The organism is Hominenteromicrobium mulieris, from assembly GCF_046197855.1.
Lineage (GTDB): Bacteria > Bacillota > Clostridia > Oscillospirales > Acutalibacteraceae > Hominenteromicrobium > Hominenteromicrobium mulieris.
Genome location: NZ_CP173188.1, coordinates 1,103,403 through 1,122,930, shown reverse-complemented (window position 1 = coordinate 1,122,930; position 19,528 = coordinate 1,103,403). Strand labels below are relative to the sequence as shown.

Here is a 19,528-nt window from a genome sequence, read left to right as displayed (position 1 = left end):
AGTCAAATCGGCCGCAAGGGCTTTTATCTGCGGGTTTTACAATGAGAATTTTGCTGTTTACAGCAGATTTTGACGGGTTTTTATCTCTCTATCGTGAAAAGTGTCAAAAATTCGGATAGATTTCAGGATAGACTTGAAAATTGAATTGACTTTTTCCATAAAATGTTAATTTGTTTTTTGCGGATATTCTACAAGCAAAAGGAAAGAATTCACAAAATCGTAAGAGAAATTTACGTTTTATATCCTTGCATTCGGGTGGTGTATCGTGTATTCTTATATCTAGATAAGAAAAAGGAGATCGTAACGGGATGGATAGCTTAGACCGTAGACAGGGGCTTTCTTCGGAGCAGGTAGCGCAGCGCGTGCGCGACGGGCTTTCAAACGCCGACGAGGGCATTAAGACCAAAACCGAAAAGCAGATCATTTTAGAAAACACGTTCACATTTTTTAACATTTTGAACTTTGTACTGGCGCTGTTCGTTTTGCTGGTGGGTTCGTTTAAGAACCTTTTATTTTTGGGCGTTATCTTTTCTAATATTATTATCGGTTCGTTTCAGGGCATAAGAGCGAAACGGACGATTGACAAGCTCTCCCTCATTTCCGCACCGAAGGCTTCTGTGCTGCGCGACGGAAAACTGCAGACGATACCCGTGAGCGGGATTGTGATGAACGATGTGCTGCACCTTTCGACCGGGCAGCAGATCTGCGCCGACGCCATCGTTTTGGAGGGCGAAGCGGAAGTGAATGAATCGCTCATCACGGGCGAAAGCGATCCGGTCTTGAAGCGCGCAGGTGACGAACTGCTTTCCGGCAGCTTCATCGTTTCCGGCAGCTGTTACGCCGAAGTGGAGCACGTAGGCCGCGAAAACTACGCAAACCGCATCGCAAACGGCGCGAAGTATGTGAAGCGCACGAACTCCGAAATTCTCCATTCCCTCGATTTCATTGTAAAGACGCTCGGCTTTACGCTGGTGCCGATTGGCATTTTGCTTTTCTGCAAGCAGTTTTTTTTGCTGCATGACACGATCCGCGAAGCCGTTGTGAGCACGGTCGCCGCGATCCTCGGTATGATCCCGGAGGGGCTCATTTTGCTGACAAGCGTGGTGTTTGCCGTGAGCGTACTGCGGCTTTCACGCTACAAGACGTTGGTGCAGGACCTGTACTGCACCGAATCGTTGGCACGCGTAGATGTGCTATGCTTAGACAAAACAGGTACGATCACCGAGGGCACGATGCAGGTGGACGAGCTGCACCCGCTGACGGGCTACACCGAAGAGGACATGACGGCTCCGCTGAAGGCGCTTGTGCAGGTTTTGACGGACGACAACCCGACGTACAACGCGGTGAAAGCATACTTTCCCGGCGGATCGGACTGGAAAGCTGCGGCGACGGTGCCGTTCTCCTCTGCGAGGAAGTGGAGCGGCGCGTATTTCGGCGAGCGCGGCACGTATGTGATGGGCGCGGGCGAATTCATTTTGGGCGAACGCTTCGGTGCGCTGCGTGAACACACGGAGGAATATGCGGCGCGCGGCGAACGCGTTTTGCTGCTGGCGCACTCCGCAAAGCCTTTCCTTGAAAACAAGGTGCTGCCGGACGACATTGAGCCGGTGGGCTTCATTTTAATCAGTGATAAGATCCGCACGGAAGCACCGCAAACGCTGCGCTATTTTGCAGAGCAGGGCGTGACGCTGAAGGTCATCTCCGGTGACAACGCCGTGACGGTCTCTAACATTGCACAGAAGGCCGGCCTGCCCCACGCGGAAAACTACTGCGATGCGACAACGCTGCACACCGACGAGGAGATTGCGGGGGCAATTGAGCAATACAGTGTGTTTGGCCGCGTGACGCCGCAGCAGAAACTGAAATTTGTGCAGGCGTTAAAAGACCACGGCCACACGGTGGCGATGACGGGCGACGGTGTGAACGACGTTCTGGCGCTGAAAGAGGCCGATTGCAGCATTGCGATGGCTTCCGGCAGCGACGCGGCGCGCACGGTCTCGAACCTCGTTTTGCTCGACTCCAACTTTGCTTCCATGCCGCAGGTGGTAAAGGAAGGCAGGCGCTCCATCAACAATTTGCAACGCTCTGCATCGCTGTTTTTACAGAAGACGATCTATTCGACGGTGCTGGGTGTGCTGTTCATTTTTCTTTCTGCTTCCTACCCGTTTGAGCCGATTCAGCTGACGTTTATCAGTTCGATTACGATCGGTATTCCATCGTTTATTCTGGCGCTGGAGCCGAACAACGAGCGTATAAGCGGCAGCTTTTTAGCGAACGTTTTGAAGAAATCGTTCCCCTCTGCCCTGACGATGATTCTTGGCGTTTTGTTTTTGACGCTGTTTAAGGGGCCGCTGAATTTGACGAACCCGCAGGTCTCGACACTTTCGGTCATTGTGGCGTTTGCCGTTGGGTTTATGCTGATGTTCAAGCTTTGCCTGCCGTTCAACGCGCTGCGCGGGGCGCTGTTCGGCACGATGGTGGCGGCGTTCTTTGTGGGATACATCGGCTGCATGGACCTGGTTTCCATGGTGCCGCTGACCGCCCCGATGCTGTTTATTTTGATCCCGCTGCTCATTGTGTCGGTCGTCTTTATGGTGCAGACAAACCATTTTATGGAGCATTTTGCAGAGCACCACACGCGGCGTTTGCTGCAAAGCAGGTTCTTCCAGAATCACCGCAGAAAGCGGCGTGCGGCGGCGCACAAAAACCGCCACGCCGCCCGCAGAACGCGCCGCCGCACAGAGCAGCCAAGCAGGGTGCGAGACGGTAAAAGAGCTTAATTAAGTCGAGATAATATGAAAATACCCCGGCAGGCGGTTTGGATGGCTTGCCGGGGTGTTCTTATGCGCTTGTTAATTTTACAGGATGCAGTATTTTGCCATGTAGTCTTCCATGGCGGGGAGGATATTGTTGTATTTTTCGGACTGCTTTAAGTACTCGTGGATATCCTCGACGGTGACGATAGCGTGGACCTTGATGCCGAACTCCTCGTTGACCTCCATGATGGCGGTTTTGCCGGGAACCTTGCCTACCTCGCAGCGGTTGACGGAGATGAACATATCGTTGACTTTCACATTGCCGCAGCCGTAGAGGATCGGCATGGTCTCGCGCACAGCGGTACCGGCGGTGATGACGTCTTCGATGATAATAATTTTATCGCCGTCCTTCGGCTTGTAGCCGACGAGGCTGCCGCCTTCGCCGTGGTCTTTCTCTTCCTTGCGGTTGAAGAAGTAGGGCTTCGAGATGCCATACTCGTTATAGAGGGACGCGGCGGCGGCTGTGGCAAGCGGAATACCCTTGTACGCCGGGCCGAACATGGCGGAGAAATCTTCGCCGACGGTCTCCTTGATGAGCGATGCGTAGAACTTGCCGAGCTTTGCGATCTGCTCGCCGGTCTTATAGTTGCCGGTATTGACGAAGTACGGCGTATTGCGGCCGCTCTTCGTGACGAAGGAGCCGAAACGCAGCACGTCTGCGGACATCATGAACTCGATAAACGCCTTTTTGCTTTCTGTCAGCATAAAAACCATCCTTTATTTCCGTCATGGGTCGGAATTTATTTTTATCAGTATAGCATAGATTTGTGTTTTCGTCAAAATTTTTTACGCGAACTTACGCTGCCGGAGAAAGGCCGTTTTCCGCCGACCACGTATAGACGGAATACGTATTGCCATCCGTTGTAACGGCGACGGTGCCGTCTGTATCGGTGCGCAGGATCTTGCAGTTGCGTTCGGAAAGGCTTTCGAGCGTTTCGTGATGCGGGTGACCGTATTTATTATCCTGCCCGCAGGAAATGACGGCGACGGCGGGGTTCACGGCGCGGAGAAAATCCATGGAGGACGATGTGGACGAGCCGTGGTGACCGCACTTTAAAACGTTTGAAGTGATGTCCGTTTCGCGTGCTAAGATATTCTCTTCAACCTCGGTTTCGGCGTCGCCGGTGAGCATAAAGGAGATATTGCCGTAGGTGAAGCGCAGAACAGCGGAATAGTTGTTGAGGTTATCGAATATCTCGTCCTTTTCCGGGGATAGGACGGCAAAATTGGCGTTTTCGGGCGCGGAGATTTTTGTATCGGTGGAGATCTGCTCGGTTTGGATGTTTTTGTCGAGCAGGGCATCGAGCATATTTTCGTATGTAGCGGTGGTGGGCGTTTGGTCGTCGGGCAAAAGGGGCATGTAGAACGTGCCGATGGTGTAATCCTCGATAATCTGCTTCATGGAGCCGACGTGGTCTGCGTGCGGATGCGTGGCGACAACGGCATCGAGCGATGTGACACCGAGCGCCTGAAGGTCGCTTTCGATGGTCTCTCCCGCCTCGCGGGTGCCGGCATCAATGAGCACATTGTAATCGGTGCCGATTTGAATTAAAATGCTATCCCCCTGCCCGACATCTAAAAAGTAGACGGCGCAGTCGGCGGCGTCGGTGCTTTGGGTGGGCTGTGCGGGGGCGCTTGAGTCTGTGTTCGGTGCACCGGTGAGGTACGTTTCAAGCTCCGGAAAATAATAGACAAGCACCGCCGCGAGCACAAGGACGGCGCTGATGACGGCGGAAAGCGTTTTTTTGTTCCGGGGTTGGCGGCGACGGACTGCACCGGTTCTTTTTTGTGGCATGAGTCTCTCCTTTTTGTTTACATAATTTGTTTTACGTGATACAAAAAAGCTGCCGCAGTTTTTACTTGCAGCAGCTTACTTTGCAAATCCTACTCTTTACTTACCTTGCGTTTCGTCCTTGTAAAGGTTAAAGCGGAACAGCTTGGATTCATCCGCTTCATTATCGCAGACCACAAAGGCTTCTGCGATCTTTCCGCCTTCAATCAGAGACGTAAGACCGATGAGCTGACACAGCTTGCTTTTCAGGTTCAGCTTATCACCGTCGCGCGTCATCAGATACACATTGCCCTCGCAGCTATCCAGTACAGACAGGAAGCCCGGAACATCGATGTCGTGAAGTTCGATCATCTTGGACATCAGTCATCTCTCCTTCGATATGAGATTTAGTCTCATTATGGTTTGCCGATAGGGTTCTATGTGGAAAACCATAATATCCTATGATGGCTTTATTCTATCACAACAGCAGAAAATACACAAGGGCTAAACGGAAAAAAGGTGTGTTGCATCAGGTTAAATTTTCAGTGAATTTGTTAAACATTGAGAAAGTTTATGAATCTTTCCAATCATTCGCCGGAGGCACCGTAGTTCGCGAGCACGCGGGCGCTGGGATCGTTGACATCGCAGCCCTCCCACGCTTTGTTCGGCATCCAGAAGTCCTTGACCATTTCCGCCTGACCGGGATAGTATTTTTCAAAAATTTCACGGTAGAGAAGGGATTCTTTCGTAAACGGCGTTGCGAACGGATATTTTGCGGCGCGGAGCTTCATTTCGTCATCGGTATACTTTGTTTCGGCGTAGGCCTTGAGGTAATCGACCATAGAGTGACCGACGGCATCGGAGAACGCGGCTTTTTCGCGGTATAAAATCGGCAGCGGGAGGTAATCGCCCTCGAACGCGTGGCGCAGGAGGTATTTGCCTTTTTTGTACTTGTTGAGCTTCATCTCGGGATCGATGGACATGACGTATTTGACGAAATCGAGGTCGCCGAACGGAACGCGGGCTTCGAGCGAGTTGGCGGAGATGCAGCGGTCGGCACGGAGCACGTCGTACATATGAAGCTCCCGCACGCGCTTTTGGGCTTCCGTTTGGAACGCAGCGGCGCTGGGGGCGAAATCTGTATATTTGTAGCCGAAGAGCTCATCGGAAATTTCACCGGTGAGCAGCACGCGGACATCGGTCTGCTCGTGAATGGCTTTGCAGACGAGGTACATGCCCATGCTGGCGCGGATGGTGGTGATGTCATACGTGCCAAGCAGCGCAATGACGGTTTCGAGATTTTCGATAACATCGTCCTTTGTGATGATGACCTCGGTGTGGTCGCTGTGAATGTAATCGGCAACTTCGCGGGCGTATTTTAAATCGATGGCGTCTTCACTCATGCCAATGGCGAACGTGCGAATGGGCTTCTTTAAAAGCTTTGCCGCGACGGAGCAGACGAGGGAGCTATCGAGCCCACCACTGAGAAGAAAACCGAGCGGGGCATCGGCATCGAGCCGCTTTTCGATGCCGGCAACGAGCTTATCATGGATGTTTTTACAGACAGTCTCGAGGTCATCGCGGCAAACTTCTTCGACTTCGGCGATGTCGCAGTAGCAGGTAAATTTGCCGTCCTTATAGTAGTGGCCCGGCGGGAACGGCATAACGCGATGGCACAGGCCGACGAGGTTTTTCGGCTCGCTGGCAAACACAATGTGGCCGCTTTCGCTGTACCCGTAGTAGAGCGGGCGGATGCCGATAGGGTCGCGCGCAGCGATGAAGCTATCAGTCTCGGCATCGTAAATAATCAGGGCAAACTCGGCGTCGAGCTTCTTGAACATCTCGGTGCCCTCTTCTTTGTAGAGAGGGAGTAAAATTTCGCAGTCAGAGTCACTTTTGAAGGTGTAGCCTTTTCTCCGGAGCTCCTCTTTAACGGAACGGAAGCCGTAGAGCTCGCCGTTGCAGACGACGGCGGAACCGTCCAGCTCAAACGGCTGCATGCCTTCTTCTGTGAGGCCCATGATGGCGAGGCGGTGGAAAAAGAGCCAACCTGCGGGCGTTTCCAGTGTGCGGGACATATCCGGCCCGCGGGAAACGGTTTTATCAAAGCCCTTTCGTAAATCTTCCAAACGAATGTCTTTTGCTGTGTAACCCATAATCGAACACATATCGGTTCCCTCCAAATAAAATAATTTCAGTCCAAACGCAAATAAAAAAACAGCCGTTTGTCCCAATTTCTTAGGACGAATAGCTGTTGTATCCGCGGTGCCACCTAAATTATCTTATAAAGAAGATCACCTTTACTGTCTCTAACAAGACAGGCACGGCTTAACGCGCCGCCACACGTCGCACCTACTGAGATATACGCATCTTTTCGGCTTGAGGCTCCGAAGTGTTATTCGCCGGTGTGCTTACGCGGGGTTCACACTCTCCCCCGCTCACTGTGCAAAGCGGTCTGCCGGGTACTTCTCTTCATCTGTGCCCTTGAATTATTATGCTAAGTTTATACCACCAATATTTCATTTTGTCAACACTTTTTTGAAAAAATTTTTGATTTTACATGAAATTTGCAATTTTTCGGTTTACAGCTTGCAGTTTGTAGACGATTTTAGCCATACTAAAACGTATTTGTCAAAAATCAAAAAGCTCTTTTCATTTTACGGGAGTTGTATTATAATAAGCTTGGATAAAATGCAAAATGAAACAGGAGGTCTTTTCCATGTTTGCCTATAAAACTTTGAAAAGCGGCACTGACATTCGCGGTGTTGCAAGTGAAGGCGGCGGCGCGCCGATTAACCTGACCGATGAGGTCGTGGAGCGCATTGCGGCCGGTTTTCTCGTTTGGTGCGAAAAGCACCTGGATAAGTGCGCCGAGGGGCTGAAAATTGCCGTCGGCCATGACTCCCGCATTTCCGCAGACCGTATTGCGGCGGCGCTGTTCCGCGCGTTTACGACGTACGGTGCTTCGGTTTACGACTGCGGCCTTGCCTCTACTCCGTCGATGTTCATGGCGGTTTTGGAGCTGCCGTGTGACTGCTCGGTGCAGATTACGGCGAGCCACCATCCGTTCTTCCGCAACGGACTGAAGTTCTTCACGCCTGCGGGCGGCCTTGACAGCCCGGATATTTCCGAGATTTTGGAATATGCACAGAACGGCGCTGCGCCGAAGGAGACCGACAACGGCACGCTGGTGCCGGTGGACTATATGTCAAAATATGCAGATAATCTGCGCGAGATGATCCGCAAGGGCGTGAACGCGGAAGATTATGCGCACCCGCTTGCGGGCTTTAAGATCGTTGTGGACGCCGGCAACGGCGCGGGCGGTTTTTACGCGAACGACGTGCTGAAGCCGCTTGGTGCGGACATTACAGGCAGCCAGTTTTTGGAGCCGGACGGCCGCTTCCCGAACCACATTCCGAACCCGGAGAATGAGGAGGCCATGGCGAGCGTTTGCGCGGCGACCGTGAAGGCCGGTGCGGACCTTGGCGTAATTTTTGACACGGACGTAGACCGCGGCGGCGCTGTGGACAGCCGCGGCGAAGAGATCAACCGCAACCGTCTTGTGGCGATTGCTTCCGCCATTGCGCTGGAGGGCAACCCGGGCGGCACCATTGTGACGGACTCCATTACGTCCGACGGACTCAAGACCTACATTGAGCAGACACTCGGCGGCAAGCATCACCGCTTTAAGCGCGGTTACAAGAATGTCATCAACGAAGCGGTACGCCTGAATAACGAGGGCGTGAACTGCCCGCTGGCGATTGAGACGAGCGGCCATGCGGCGCTGCGCGAGAACTACTTCCTTGACGACGGTGCCTATCTGGTGACGAAGATCATCATTAAGGCGGCACAGCTGCGCCGCGAGGGCAAATCGCTCGATAGTCTCATCGCCGATCTGAAGGAAGCCAAGGAAGAAAAAGAGTTGCGCTTCCCCATTACCGCGGAGGATTTCCGCCCCTATGGTGAGAGCACCATTGCGGCGCTTGAAAGCTACGCGAAAGCGCACAACTGGAACATTGCGCCGGACAACCGCGAAGGCATCCGCATTTCGTTCCCGGAAAACGACGGCGACGGCTGGTTCCTGCTGCGCATGAGCGTACACGACCCCATTCTACCGCTGAATATTGAAAGCAATTCCGTCGGCGGTGTACGCGTGCTGGCTGAGAAGTTGCTGAAGTTCTTTGACGAAGTGAAGCCGGAGAATGTGGACTATGCGGCGCTGAAGGGATTTTTGGAAAAGTAAGCTGAAATTAAATATTTAAATAAAAAGAACTCCCGACTGCTGCGGTTTGCGGCGGTCGGGAGTTTTTGTGTCAAAACTCGATGATATGGAGTTTTTGGGCAACTTCTTTGGCTTCGCCGCGGCGTTTGACACCGAGCTTTTGGAGGATGTGGATGACATGCGTTTTGACGGTGGCGACCTTGACACCGAGGATGTCGGCAATCTCCTGGTTGCTGCGGTTGCCGCACAGGAGCCGGAGCACCTGCGTTTCTGCGGGCGAAAGCGGTTCTGAGAGCCGCGGCATGGGACGCAAGAAATTCGGGTACAAAACAGCCTGACGGCGCGTTTCCTGTAAAAGGAGTGAAAAGAAGGGCTCGTCCTTTTTGTAGCCGGTAAACGTCAGCATGGGCATTACGGCGGCGCCAAACTGCGCAATAGGCATAACGAAGCGGTACTCATGGGTGGCATCAAGCGCCTGCATCCACTCCTCCTGCCACCGGGCGTTATTTTGCCGCTGATAGCAAACGGCCGTTAGGATGCGGATATATATGCGGTCCATCACGCGACCGCAGCGCTCACAGAACGGGATGAGTGAGGCCAATGTGAGCAGCGCGGTATTTTCTTCTCCGAGCGCGATCTCAACCATGGCACGCGTTATATACTGGTAGCGCCACATGGTACGGATGCGCGGCGTGATCTGGGGGGCAGATGTACGGTACCACTGCTCTGCCTTTTCCATTTCACCGGTGCGCAGCCATATACGGCAGCGCATGGCATCAATATTCGGCAGGAAACGCTTGTTGTCTTCCTCAAACTCTGTTCGCAGACTGTCTAAAGAAGAAAGCGCCATGATGGCGTTGCCCTGCTTTGTTTGGGCGCGCGCCATGAGACCGATGATGGCGAACGTCATATCCGGCGTACCGTGACGCTCGATCTCGGGCAACTGGGCCACAAGCGTCATGAGCCACGGAAGGTTATCCTCCCCTTTTTCAAATTTGCTTTCGCAAAGGGCGCAATCGGCAAAACCGATGCCGTCTTTGCCGAGAATGGCCTCCATCGGCTTGCGGATGGTTTTGTAGAGCAGTTCATCGTGCTTGGACCACGAACAGAAATCTTTGCCGCCGTTCATAAGACTTGGCAGCATGCTGGTGACAGAAAACGTGGGTGTTTGCAAGCTTTTATCCGTTAGAATTTTGAAATAGTTGCCGATGTTTTCTGCGATGCCTTTGCTGCTGCGCTGCGGGAGGGAGATATCGAGATATGCAAGCTTGCCGCGCACCTCTTTGTAGGCGGTGTCGGTCTTTTTGAGCGGGGCTGCATACTCCTGCAGGGCGGAATACCACATTTCGGAGGCTTCGTAATCCATGCAGAGGGACGTGAGCATGCTCATACCGCACATGAGCGATGGCGAGCGGAGGATCTCCTCTTTCGGGATAGCATAGTAATACTTTTCCATCTCATAGTAATGTCCCACACCGGGGTGCTGCTCTGCGTTGCGGATGAGCATTTCCGAGACACGGCGGTGGTCTTTGCAGCGCGAATAGCACTCGAGCGCATGCTCGTAATCTTCGTGCAGCTCATAGTAAAGCCCGGCGCGGCTGTACACTGCGGCCTGCTCCTGCGGCGTATAGACTTGGCGGAGTTCCCACATGAGGAACTGTTGGAAAAAGCTCCAGAAGCGGTATTTCTGTGCATCGGCATTTAAAAGCATGGTGGTATCGTGCCGAACGATGGAAATAAGCTCGTTGATGTGGCTGTCGCCGGAAATCATCTGGGCAAGCTCGGCGTCGAATGTATCGAACGGGGCGATGTCGAGCAGCATACGGCGCAGCGGCATTGAAAAGCGGTTGAAGATGTTATCCTCAAAAAAGTGATAGATTTCCTGCTGCACAATGCCGACGATCTCCGGCGTATAGGGCTGACCGTTTTGCATCAGGCGCGAAAGCGCCGTTAGGGCCAGCGGGTAGCCGAGAGAATCGTGGATGATGACGTTGATCTCTGCTTCCGTTGGTGTGCAGCCATTCTTTTCCAGAAAAACACGCACGGTATCGCGGTCAAACAGCAGATCTCTGGCCTCGATGAGCTGCAAAAGCCCCGTAAAGCGGAACGGCATGAGCCAGCCGGGCAGCACGCCGCGGCTTAAAATGACGAAGTGCAGCTCCGGATTTTCGCGGATCCATGCGCAGAGCGTTTGCTGGTCTTCCGGGTCTTTGAGCGCGGGCAGGGAATCGATCACAATCGCATCTACATTTTTCGGCACGGGCTCGCGCAGAAATTCCGGGTCTTCTGCCGAAAACACGCAGGTTTTGTGATTGCTGAGCAAGGCGGTGGCGGCTGTAGACTTGCCGAAGCCGCACGGCGCGCTGAAGAAAATGACGCGGCACTGAGCCCAACCCTGTAAGAATTGCTCGCGCAGCGATGGCTTGATGACGACTTCATTCATGTGCTCTACTCCCCTTTTATGGTTTATAACCACAATATATCATATTTCGGGCGAAATGTAATCCATCTAAAGATGGATTTTTGAAAAAACTTTGGTTTTGTCGAGTAGAAAAGGTGGAAAGGTAGTACGATTTTGCGGAAATGAAAAAAGCCCCTCGGACACCGGCACGTGCATGCGGTGTTCGAGGGGCAATTTTGTTGTATTTTGTACAACTGTATTTTATACAGCTTTTATGCGGCTTTTTCCTGAAGCTTCTGCTTTTTTCTCTGCGTCTTCGACGAGACGGCTCTTGGAGAGGTCAGCGTGGCGATAATAGAGCAGTGTGAGGGTGCTGCACACGAGCCAACCGGCAGGGTAGCCTAAGGCGATGGGAATGATGGTGTTGGAGATGAAGTTCGCCATGATAAAGAGGTAAATCTGGCGGAAGACGACGAACGAGCTCAACATGATAATCATCGGTGCGCGGGAATTGCCTGCACCGCGCAGCACGCCGGAGTAGACCTGGTTGACGCAGCAGAACACGTAGAACGGCGAGCAATAACGCAGCAGCATGGAACCGTATGCGACGACCTCTGCTTTGCCGTTGAAGAACGAGACGAGCTGCGGCGCGAAGATGAGCAACGGGATTGTCAGAATGACGGTTGCGACGACGGACATGATGAACGCCGTGCGTGCGCCCTTCTTGGCGCGGCCGACCTGATCGATGCCGAGGTTCTGGCCGACAAATGTGGTAGACGCAAGTGCGAGAGACTGCATCGGCAGGAAGAGAAGCTGGTCAATCTTACTGTACGCTGTCCAGCCGGACATACAGTCTGCGCCGAAGTAGTTCACATAAGACTGTACAAATACGTTCGAGAACGCGGTGATCGCCATTTGGATGGCGGCCGGGATGCCGACGCGCACAATCTTCGCGAGCATTTCTTTATCGAGCTTCAAATATTTGAGCTCGACCTTGATGCAGGAATCCGTGCGGAACAGCGTAATCATCGTAAGCATGGCGGAGACGCCCTGCGAGATGATGGTCGCATACGCAACACCTTCAACGCCCATGCCGAGCGACAGCACGAAGACGAGATCGAGAATGATGTTGAGCACGGCGGAGACGACAAGGAAATAGAACGGGCGCTTGGAATCACCCACGGCACGCAGAATGCCCGCGCCCATGTTGTAGAGCATAAGGCCGATGACGCCCGCGAAGTAGATGGTGAGATACGCGGAGGACTCCGGCATGACCTCTGCCGGGGTCTTCATGAAATTGAGCACGAAGGGGATCATAGCGATGCCGATAATCGTAAAGAGCACAGCCAAAATGAGCGTCATGACGATGGAGGTGTGGACGGTATCGCGCACCTTATCATACCGCTTTGCGCCATAATACTGTGAAATGACGACGCCGGCGCCGCTGGAAAGCCCTAAGAATATGCCGATGAGCATGTTGATAACGGGACCGACCGTGCCGACCGCCGAGAAAGCCTCGTTGCTGACATAGTTGCCGACAACCCATGTATCGACCGTGTTGTAGAGCTGCTGGAAAATGTTGCCGATGAGAAGCGGAAACGCGAATGTGATGAGGTGGCGGAAGATGCTGCCCTGCGTCATATCCACATCGCGCTTATTTTTCTGCTTCAGGATGCTGAGTTTAGACATAATAATATCACCTGCAACTAATTATACACGCTCTGTTTGAGATAATCAACTAAAATCTTAAAAATGTGGAATATCTTTTACTTTGATACGCACAATAAACCCGGTTAAACGGAAAGGGTGGTCGTATGAAAAAGAAAACACCGCAGCAATATGACGCGATGGTGCAGAAGGCTTCACCGCACTCCCCTGTACTGAAAAACTGCCTGTTTGCGTTTTTATCCGGCGGGGCCATCTGCACGCTGGGACAGGCGCTTGCGAACACGTTCATGCTGCTGGGGCTCGATTTAAAAGACGCGCGGACGTGCGTTTCAATCTCGCTCATTTTCATTTCCGCCGCGCTGACAGCCTACGGCGTATACGACAACATAGCGAAATACGCCGGGGCAGGCACGCTGGTTCCGATTACGGGGTTTGCGAACTCAATGGTCTCCCCTGCGCTGGAATTTAAAAGCGAGGGTTTTGTGACGGGCCTCGGCGCGAAGCTGTTCACGGTGGCGGGGCCGGTACTGGTGTTCGGCATTTCGGCTTCGGTTTTGTACGGGATCGTGCTGTATATCATCGGGCTGTTTTAAGGAGGGCTTATGAAAAGACTCGGACGTTACACGCTTTTATTTGAGCGCCGCCCGGCGATTTTGGGCCACGCGGCGGTGTGCGGAAAAAAAGAAGCCGCGGGCCCGCTGGCGCGCGACTTTGACCAGACGTTTCTCGATTCTTATTTGAATCAGGAAAGCTGGGAAAAAGCGGAAAGCATGCTGCAAACGGAAGCCGCGAACCTTGCGATACGCAAGGCGGGGCTTCAAAAGCAAGAGATTAACATGGTGTTTGCGGGAGATCTGCTGAACCAGTGTATTTCGAGCACGTTTGGTCTGCGCGGAATGGACATTCCGTTCCTTGGGCAATACGGGGCGTGCTCCACGATGGCGCAAACGCTCATCATGGCCTCCATCATGGTGGAATGCGGCGCGGCGAACTACGCCTGCGCGGTGACCTCTTCTCACTTCTGCACCGCGGAGCGGCAATTCCGCACGCCGCTGGAATACGGCAGCCAGCGCGCGCCGACTGCGCAGTGGACGGCGACAGCTTCGGGCAGCACGGTGCTCGGTATGAGCGGCGACATTCAAGTGCGGCACGCGACCGTGGGACGCATCACCGACCTTGGTGTGACCGACATGACGAACATGGGCGCGGCGATGGCCCCCGCTGCGGCGCAGACTTTGCTGGATTATTTTAACGATACGGCGACAAAGCCTGAGGACTACGACCGCATTTACACAGGCGACCTCGGGGCGATTGGCACAAAATTATTATACGAACTGCTGCGCGAAAACGGAATCGTTCTGCGCAACCACGAGGACTGCGGGCTGATTCTATTTGACCGTGAGGCACAGGACGTGCACGCGGGCGGCTCCGGCTGCGGATGCTCAGCCGGTGTATTATGCGGGCATATTTTGAACCGCATGGATCGCGGAGAGCTGAAAAATATTCTCTTTATGGCAACTGGCGCACTGATGTCCACAACCTCTTCGCAGCAGGGCGAGAGCATACCGGGCATCGCGCATTTGGTACATGTGGGAAGGGGATAAAAAAACTCGGCACAATCTGTACCGAGCTTTTACGGCGGATGATGCAATTAAGCTACGTCATCCGCCTTATTTTTTCTTTTAAGTTTTGAAAGCAACCCGAACACAATCTCTTTTACGAGCGGTTCTTTGAGCAACAGTAAGACGATGCCGTAGAGGCCAAAAAACAATATTGCTGCAAACACCAGCAACCAGAATGTGCCGATTTGCAGATGACTGACCCAAACTGCGCTAAGCACAGCCGGAATGAGTGCTGCAAAAATTTTAAAATAATGTATATCCAGAAAAGCACCGCGCACTTCTGAACGCAGCGCAATATACTGCACCACGAGCACCGCAAACTCGGCGGCAAGCGTACCTATAGCCGCGCCGGACGCGCCGTACTGCGGAATTAAAATCGCATTTAATATTAAATCGGTAACAGCACCGACGATTTCGGAAACGAGCACTGTTTTTTCACGCCCAAGCGGCACAAGAATTTGAATGCCCAACACATTTGTGATGCCGATGAACAATAGCGTCGGCATAATGATCTGCATAGGCAGGGTTGCCGATTCATACAGTGTGCCGCCGGTCAGGAAACGAATGCTCTGCTCGGCAAATAGCATGAAAAAGATCATCAGCGGCAGTGCCACCAGCATGACGAAGTTCAGAGCCTTTGCACTAATACGCCTGAATTCACCCTTCATCTCCATCTCAACGTAATACGACGCACGCGGCAGCAGTACCGTGCCGAGGGACGTCACCAGACTGACCAAAACCACTTTCACCTTCACGGCGGCATCGTAATAGCCGACCTGTGTCTTTGTCGCCATGATGCCCAACATCACGTTGTCCAGATTAGTATAGATTGTCGTGGCACAGGACATGGCGAAAAAGATCAGCACCGGTTTTAAATGACGGTGTATGCTGTAATATCCGACTGAGTGAAAACCGATGTACTTTCGCGCATGAAACAAATTGATGATATTTGCAGCACTGGATGCAAATACGGTGATGCCTCCATAAACTACATAATCGCTTTTTTGGTGGATCAAAAGAAACATGCCGACCATGGCAATCAGCTTAAAGATGATGGAACGGATAGCGATGTATGTATACTGCTCCAAAGCCTTATACAGCCACTCCATGCCGATGGCGGAAAGGAAGATTGTGGAACTGACGATGATATAAAGCGCTCTGTCCTCCTGCAGCTTCGGCACAAACAGGATCGCCAGCAAAAGCACGAAGTAAGACACCGCGCCGACAATGAAATTCAGCACCAAAAGCTCATGCGCCGTGCGCGTCAGTTCTTCTTTGTTGTCCCGCACCATAGCGCAGATGCGTATGCCGTAAATTGGGATGCCGAGCTGTGCAAACATGTTGAAATAGGTGATTAACGAGATGGCAAACGAAACCTTGCCTGTTCCATCCGGCAACAGAATATTGGAAACATAGCGGAAGGTGATGAGCGGAAAAATGATGGACGACATTGTGAGAATGGCGTTCATCACAAAATTTAATTTCAGGGATTTCCCTTTCATAAGCAGAACCTTTATCCTTTCGGTCTAAACCGCATCCGGTAAGCTCCGCAATTCTTACCGTATATATCTTTATGGAAACAAACATTTGCCGACATACGGGATCTTCTGCAATACCTTTACAAGCAGCAGAGCGACAAAATAAACCGCAAACGCACCGAATAGCCGCCACCATCCGCTCAGTGTATTGATGGAAAAACGATATGTAATCTGCTCCATGATGAACACATGAATCAGATAAATGCCAAAACTTGCGCCCGACAGCCACTTCACAAGCCGCACGAATTTCTCCCTCTGGAAAAGCGGATAGCGGCAGGCATATTTTACAAATACAAAAACCGCAGCCGCAAGCAGGACAGTCGGCCAGTTCTGGTGCTCCCATGTCAGCTTATTGATGGCGCCCTCCTGCACGGACGCAATTGCCGTGTGAAAATACCGCACAACTGCGCCGAACGCGCCCAGCGCATACAGCACGATGCGCTGCCAAAGGGAAAGCTCCGTTGTATACAAGAGATAGCCAAGTACCGCAAAAATCAGATAGCCGCCCAGCATAGGAAATGCAAAATTACCCCAATACGTCAGCTGGAGCGCGCTGCACACAAACGGCAGCACCGAGCAGGACGCAAAACCCAGACCCGTCATATACCAAAGCACGCGGCGGTCATCCGAAAGCCGCGACAGCACCGGCAGCGAAAGATAGACCAGAAACAACGGCGAAAAAAACCAATACACCGGCACAATCGTAAAGTTTATCAGGCTGTTGAGCAACGCGCGCCAGCCTGTCCATGTGATGGTTCCCTCTGCGCGGTAATAAACGTAAAACACCGCAGTCCAGACAACAAGCGGTATGCCCGTTTTCAGAAAACGACGCCTCAGAAACTCTTTTGTCGTATAGCGCTCCCGGTAACGCATCAGCGTGGCGCCGGAAAGCATGATAAACACCGGAACGGCCCAATACGCCAGAACATCCACAAGCAGACTCTGCCGCCACACATATGTATCCGCGAACACATGCACCGCACCGTTGCAGTGCATAGCAATGACGCTGAGACACGCCAAAACATTTAAAGCATCAAAGCAGACGACCCGCTTTGGCACAGCTTTGTTCTCCATATCTGCCGCTCACCCGTTTGCAGCTTCCCGCTTTTTTGCAGCGGAAAGAACCGGAAAAAGCAGAAAATCAGAAGACGTCAAGAGCTTGAAGCTTTTTGCCGAATTCACTTCGGCATAAAGCGTTTCGCTCTTGCTTTTCAGCATCTGCGTCATGGCTTTTGCAGCCTGTTTTGCTTTTTTGCCATCTTCCGCCGTCAGATAAATAAACAGCTGCATACCGGCAATTCGGGCGATATTTCTGCGCAGGAATGCGGCAATTTTCGGTTCTGACGTACCGCTGTTTTCATACGCCGCATATGCATCGGAAAGGTGACCGAGTACCAACTCGTGCATCGCACAGTTACGCTGTAAGCTGTTGATATTCATGCTCTGTGTGGAAAGCGAAACACGATACATATAGATTGTTTGCGGTGCAACGGTGACTGTTTTCACATACGGGATGGGGTACAAAAGGTACTCTGCATCTGTATAGAAACAGTTATCAAGATGAATGTTATTCTTTTGCAGAATATCCGTGCGATAGGTCACATTGTGCATCGCCACGGTGAGTTGATCGCAAACAGAAGAAAACGGCACGTCCATACACGGAGCAACGTTCGTTTTCTCTTCTTTTTTTTGCCCTGTTTCATGGTCTACACAGCAATGATCCGCACAGACCATATCGGCATTTGTCTTTTCCAGTATATCCAGAAAAGCGCCCATCTGCGCTGTGTTTACCCAGTCATCACCGTCTACCATACGAAAATATTTTCCGGTAGCGTGCTTGATGCCGCTATTTACAGTGGAACCGGGTCCTGCATTTTTTTGTGAGATCAAACGGAATGTTCCGGGATATTTTTTTTCATATGCGGAAACGATTTCCGACGTGCGGTCTTTGGAGCCGTCATCGGTCACGAGGACCTCCACACGATCTAAAATTGCAGGATCGATAAAGGAATCAAGACACTGTTCGATAAATTTTTCTACGTTATACGCTGCGACTGAGACGCTTAGCACTTTTTGCATAATGTTCCCCCTCTTCCTTTTTTACAGTCTGCATCAATGCACCTAAGGCCATCCAGAATATGAAGGACATCGGCGAGCAGACATACAAAATTTCAGACATGAAACAGCTTGCACACACCATGGCTGCCAAAACGGCTAAATACGCCGGTGCGATTCCTTGCAGCTGCATAGAAATCTGTTTCCAATTTTTAAATACGGCAATGATGCACCACACGGCTAACGTTAAATATTGCAGCAAGCCAACCGCGCCCTGTGCGACTAAAATATCAAAGAAGGCGTTGTGCATACTGGAAAAGTGCATGTGGTCGTTATTGATTAAATAGGAGTCTTCCTGTTCGGCTTCAACGTAAGCCAAAACTGTGTTATGCCCCACACCGAAAACCGGTTTTTCTTTAAATATCTCGATTGCGCTTTTCCAAATATCTATACGGCGATTTGATATATCTGCCGCGTTCGTTTCTTTGGGGCGAATCACCAATTGCGTAGCTGTACTATGCTTGCCAGAGCTGTTGCTCGACGTTCCCGAACCGCTATGACTGCCGGAACTGCTGCTTGTGCTCTTTTGCACAGCAAAACTGTTGTAACCGGATTTAATCGCGGTCGGCAGCACAGCAGAAAGTGCTACTGCCACTACGGCAAACAGAATTACAACCTTATTGCGGCAATTTTTCATGATATAATACACTGCAAAAACAATAACACCGGCAACAAACGCAATATGGCACGCACGGGAATCTGAAAACGTGATATACATCACATCTAACACCACTAAACAGCTCATTGCAATACGCAAAATGATGTTGTGATTTTTACTGAAAACACCAATTGCAAGCAAAAGTGAGATGCAACACATTAAAGCGCCGATATTCGGATCCCAATAGACGCCGTAGAGGCGTCCCCAGTAAAAGCCAGTATAGTAAAGCGGCATTTCCGGTGTTTCGGGATAAAAGATCTCATTTTTTCCGAGAAGCATATAAGCAAAGCTCATAACGGTCAGTACAGCACATACACTTAAATAAAATCCAATCCAAACGCGCCGCTTTCTTATATCTTCCGCGGAACGACTCTCCTTATAGCAATACACCATTAAGAATAAGATTCCCTGCATGATGAGTGTTCGGATATTCTCATACCAACCATACCGGCGATTCAAAAAGGTTGAAAGCAGATAGGTTACGCAAAGTGCTGCAATCAGCCAAAACCCACGGCTTTTGCTGTACGTCTTAAAGTGTAAAAGTCGATATATGCAAGCTGCGGCAGATAAAAACAGTGTTGGCCATAATGCTAAAGAAATGATTGCCGTACCGAATGTCAGCGAGCAATCCTGAAAGAAGCCGACGGTCATAAACCCTAAGCCGGCAAATAGTTCAATCCACCAAAATGTGCGGTCGGCGAGTTTTTTCATAACAAC

14 protein-coding genes are annotated in these 19,528 nt (G+C 51.7%); 4 read left to right on the top strand and 10 right to left on the bottom strand.

Annotation, left to right across the window (positions count from 1 at the left end; genetic code table 11):
- Positions 1-308: 308 nt before the first annotated feature.
- Entirely contained in the window at positions 309-2,780 is a 2,472-nt protein-coding gene (locus ACI0CA_RS05315) for an HAD-IC family P-type ATPase (RefSeq protein WP_446806486.1), read from the top strand.
- Positions 2,781-2,858: 78 nt separating this feature from the next.
- Here ACI0CA_RS05315 and pyrE read toward each other — a convergent pair whose 3' ends face one another.
- The 4 genes from pyrE to asnB all read right to left on the bottom strand — a co-directional run bounded on the left by pyrE (position 2,859) and on the right by asnB (position 6,755).
- The gene (gene pyrE, locus ACI0CA_RS05310) at positions 2,859-3,518 is read right to left on the bottom strand and encodes an orotate phosphoribosyltransferase (RefSeq protein WP_373367785.1); all 660 of its coding nucleotides are present in this window, start codon (positions 3,516-3,518) and stop codon (positions 2,859-2,861) included.
- A gap of 94 nt (positions 3,519-3,612) precedes the next feature.
- Positions 3,613-4,611 (bottom strand): ComEC/Rec2 family competence protein, encoded by a 999-nt coding sequence (locus tag ACI0CA_RS05305; protein ID WP_446806487.1) that lies wholly within the window; start codon positions 4,609-4,611, stop codon positions 3,613-3,615.
- A gap of 96 nt (positions 4,612-4,707) precedes the next feature.
- Positions 4,708-4,968, bottom strand: a complete 261-nt coding sequence (locus ACI0CA_RS05300) for a hypothetical protein (RefSeq protein WP_176819914.1) — start codon at positions 4,966-4,968, stop codon at positions 4,708-4,710.
- 206 nt (positions 4,969-5,174) lie between these two features.
- Positions 5,175-6,755, bottom strand: a complete 1,581-nt coding sequence (gene asnB, locus ACI0CA_RS05295) for an asparagine synthase B (protein ID WP_446806488.1) — start codon at positions 6,753-6,755, stop codon at positions 5,175-5,177.
- 551 nt (positions 6,756-7,306) lie between these two features.
- Here asnB and ACI0CA_RS05290 point away from each other — a divergent pair.
- On the top strand, positions 7,307-8,830 hold the full coding sequence (locus ACI0CA_RS05290) for a phosphomannomutase/phosphoglucomutase (protein WP_308449704.1): 1,524 nt from the start codon (positions 7,307-7,309) through the stop codon (positions 8,828-8,830).
- Between the two features lie 70 nt (positions 8,831-8,900).
- Here the strand turns inward: ACI0CA_RS05290 and ACI0CA_RS05285 are convergent, their stop codons facing one another.
- Both ACI0CA_RS05285 and ACI0CA_RS05280 read right to left on the bottom strand, forming a co-directional pair.
- Positions 8,901-11,252 (bottom strand): helix-turn-helix transcriptional regulator, encoded by a 2,352-nt coding sequence (locus ACI0CA_RS05285; protein WP_412264416.1) that lies wholly within the window; start codon positions 11,250-11,252, stop codon positions 8,901-8,903.
- A gap of 219 nt (positions 11,253-11,471) precedes the next feature.
- Complete coding sequence (locus ACI0CA_RS05280) at positions 11,472-12,788, bottom strand: MATE family efflux transporter (RefSeq protein WP_412264457.1); 1,317 nt, start codon at positions 12,786-12,788, stop codon at positions 11,472-11,474.
- A gap of 236 nt (positions 12,789-13,024) precedes the next feature.
- Between ACI0CA_RS05280 and spoVAC the strand changes: the two genes are divergently transcribed.
- Together spoVAC and spoVAD are read left to right on the top strand one after the other, a co-directional pair.
- The gene (spoVAC, locus tag ACI0CA_RS05275; protein ID WP_308449701.1) at positions 13,025-13,471 is read left to right on the top strand and encodes a stage V sporulation protein AC; all 447 of its coding nucleotides are present in this window, start codon (positions 13,025-13,027) and stop codon (positions 13,469-13,471) included.
- Positions 13,472-13,480: 9 nt separating this feature from the next.
- The gene (gene spoVAD, locus ACI0CA_RS05270) at positions 13,481-14,482 is read left to right on the top strand and encodes a stage V sporulation protein AD (protein ID WP_308449700.1); all 1,002 of its coding nucleotides are present in this window, start codon (positions 13,481-13,483) and stop codon (positions 14,480-14,482) included.
- 47 nt (positions 14,483-14,529) lie between these two features.
- Here spoVAD and ACI0CA_RS05265 read toward each other — a convergent pair whose 3' ends face one another.
- From ACI0CA_RS05265 to ACI0CA_RS05250, 4 genes are all read right to left on the bottom strand, one after another.
- Positions 14,530-16,002 carry a flippase gene (locus ACI0CA_RS05265; RefSeq protein ID WP_308449699.1) on the bottom strand — a complete coding sequence of 491 codons (1,473 nt, stop codon included), beginning with the start codon at positions 16,000-16,002 and terminating at the stop codon, positions 14,530-14,532.
- A 69-nt stretch (positions 16,003-16,071) separates the two neighbouring features.
- Positions 16,072-17,112 (bottom strand): acyltransferase, encoded by a 1,041-nt coding sequence (locus ACI0CA_RS05260; protein ID WP_308449698.1) that lies wholly within the window; start codon positions 17,110-17,112, stop codon positions 16,072-16,074.
- A 9-nt stretch (positions 17,113-17,121) separates the two neighbouring features.
- Positions 17,122-18,117 carry a glycosyltransferase family 2 protein gene (locus ACI0CA_RS05255; protein WP_343285089.1) on the bottom strand — a complete coding sequence of 332 codons (996 nt, stop codon included), beginning with the start codon at positions 18,115-18,117 and terminating at the stop codon, positions 17,122-17,124.
- Complete coding sequence (locus ACI0CA_RS05250) at positions 18,080-19,522, bottom strand: O-antigen ligase family protein (RefSeq protein WP_446806489.1); 1,443 nt, start codon at positions 19,520-19,522, stop codon at positions 18,080-18,082. The genes ACI0CA_RS05255 and ACI0CA_RS05250 overlap by 38 nt, the downstream gene beginning before the upstream one ends.
- Positions 19,523-19,528: the final 6 nt, after the last annotated feature.

Excerpts from the sequence above, each read along its gene's own strand:
- ACI0CA_RS05315 (WP_446806486.1), top strand. The coding sequence starts at position 309 with ATGGATAGCTTAGACCGTAGACAGGGGCTTTCTTCGGAGCAGGTAGCG.
- ACI0CA_RS05305 (WP_446806487.1), bottom strand. The coding sequence starts at position 4,611 with ATGCCACAAAAAAGAACCGGTGCAGTCCGTCGCCGCCAACCCCGGAAC.
- ACI0CA_RS05300 (WP_176819914.1), bottom strand. The coding sequence starts at position 4,968 with ATGTCCAAGATGATCGAACTTCACGACATCGATGTTCCGGGCTTCCTG.
- asnB (WP_446806488.1), bottom strand. The coding sequence starts at position 6,755 with ATGTGTTCGATTATGGGTTACACAGCAAAAGACATTCGTTTGGAAGAT.
- ACI0CA_RS05290 (WP_308449704.1), top strand. The coding sequence starts at position 7,307 with ATGTTTGCCTATAAAACTTTGAAAAGCGGCACTGACATTCGCGGTGTT.
- ACI0CA_RS05285 (WP_412264416.1), bottom strand. The coding sequence starts at position 11,252 with ATGAATGAAGTCGTCATCAAGCCATCGCTGCGCGAGCAATTCTTACAG.
- spoVAC (WP_308449701.1), top strand. The coding sequence starts at position 13,025 with ATGAAAAAGAAAACACCGCAGCAATATGACGCGATGGTGCAGAAGGCT.
- spoVAD (WP_308449700.1), top strand. The coding sequence starts at position 13,481 with ATGAAAAGACTCGGACGTTACACGCTTTTATTTGAGCGCCGCCCGGCG.
- ACI0CA_RS05265 (WP_308449699.1), bottom strand. The coding sequence starts at position 16,002 with ATGAAAGGGAAATCCCTGAAATTAAATTTTGTGATGAACGCCATTCTC.
- ACI0CA_RS05260 (WP_308449698.1), bottom strand. The coding sequence starts at position 17,112 with ATGGAGAACAAAGCTGTGCCAAAGCGGGTCGTCTGCTTTGATGCTTTA.
- ACI0CA_RS05255 (WP_343285089.1), bottom strand. The coding sequence starts at position 18,117 with ATGCAAAAAGTGCTAAGCGTCTCAGTCGCAGCGTATAACGTAGAAAAA.
- ACI0CA_RS05250 (WP_446806489.1), bottom strand. The coding sequence starts at position 19,522 with ATGAAAAAACTCGCCGACCGCACATTTTGGTGGATTGAACTATTTGCC.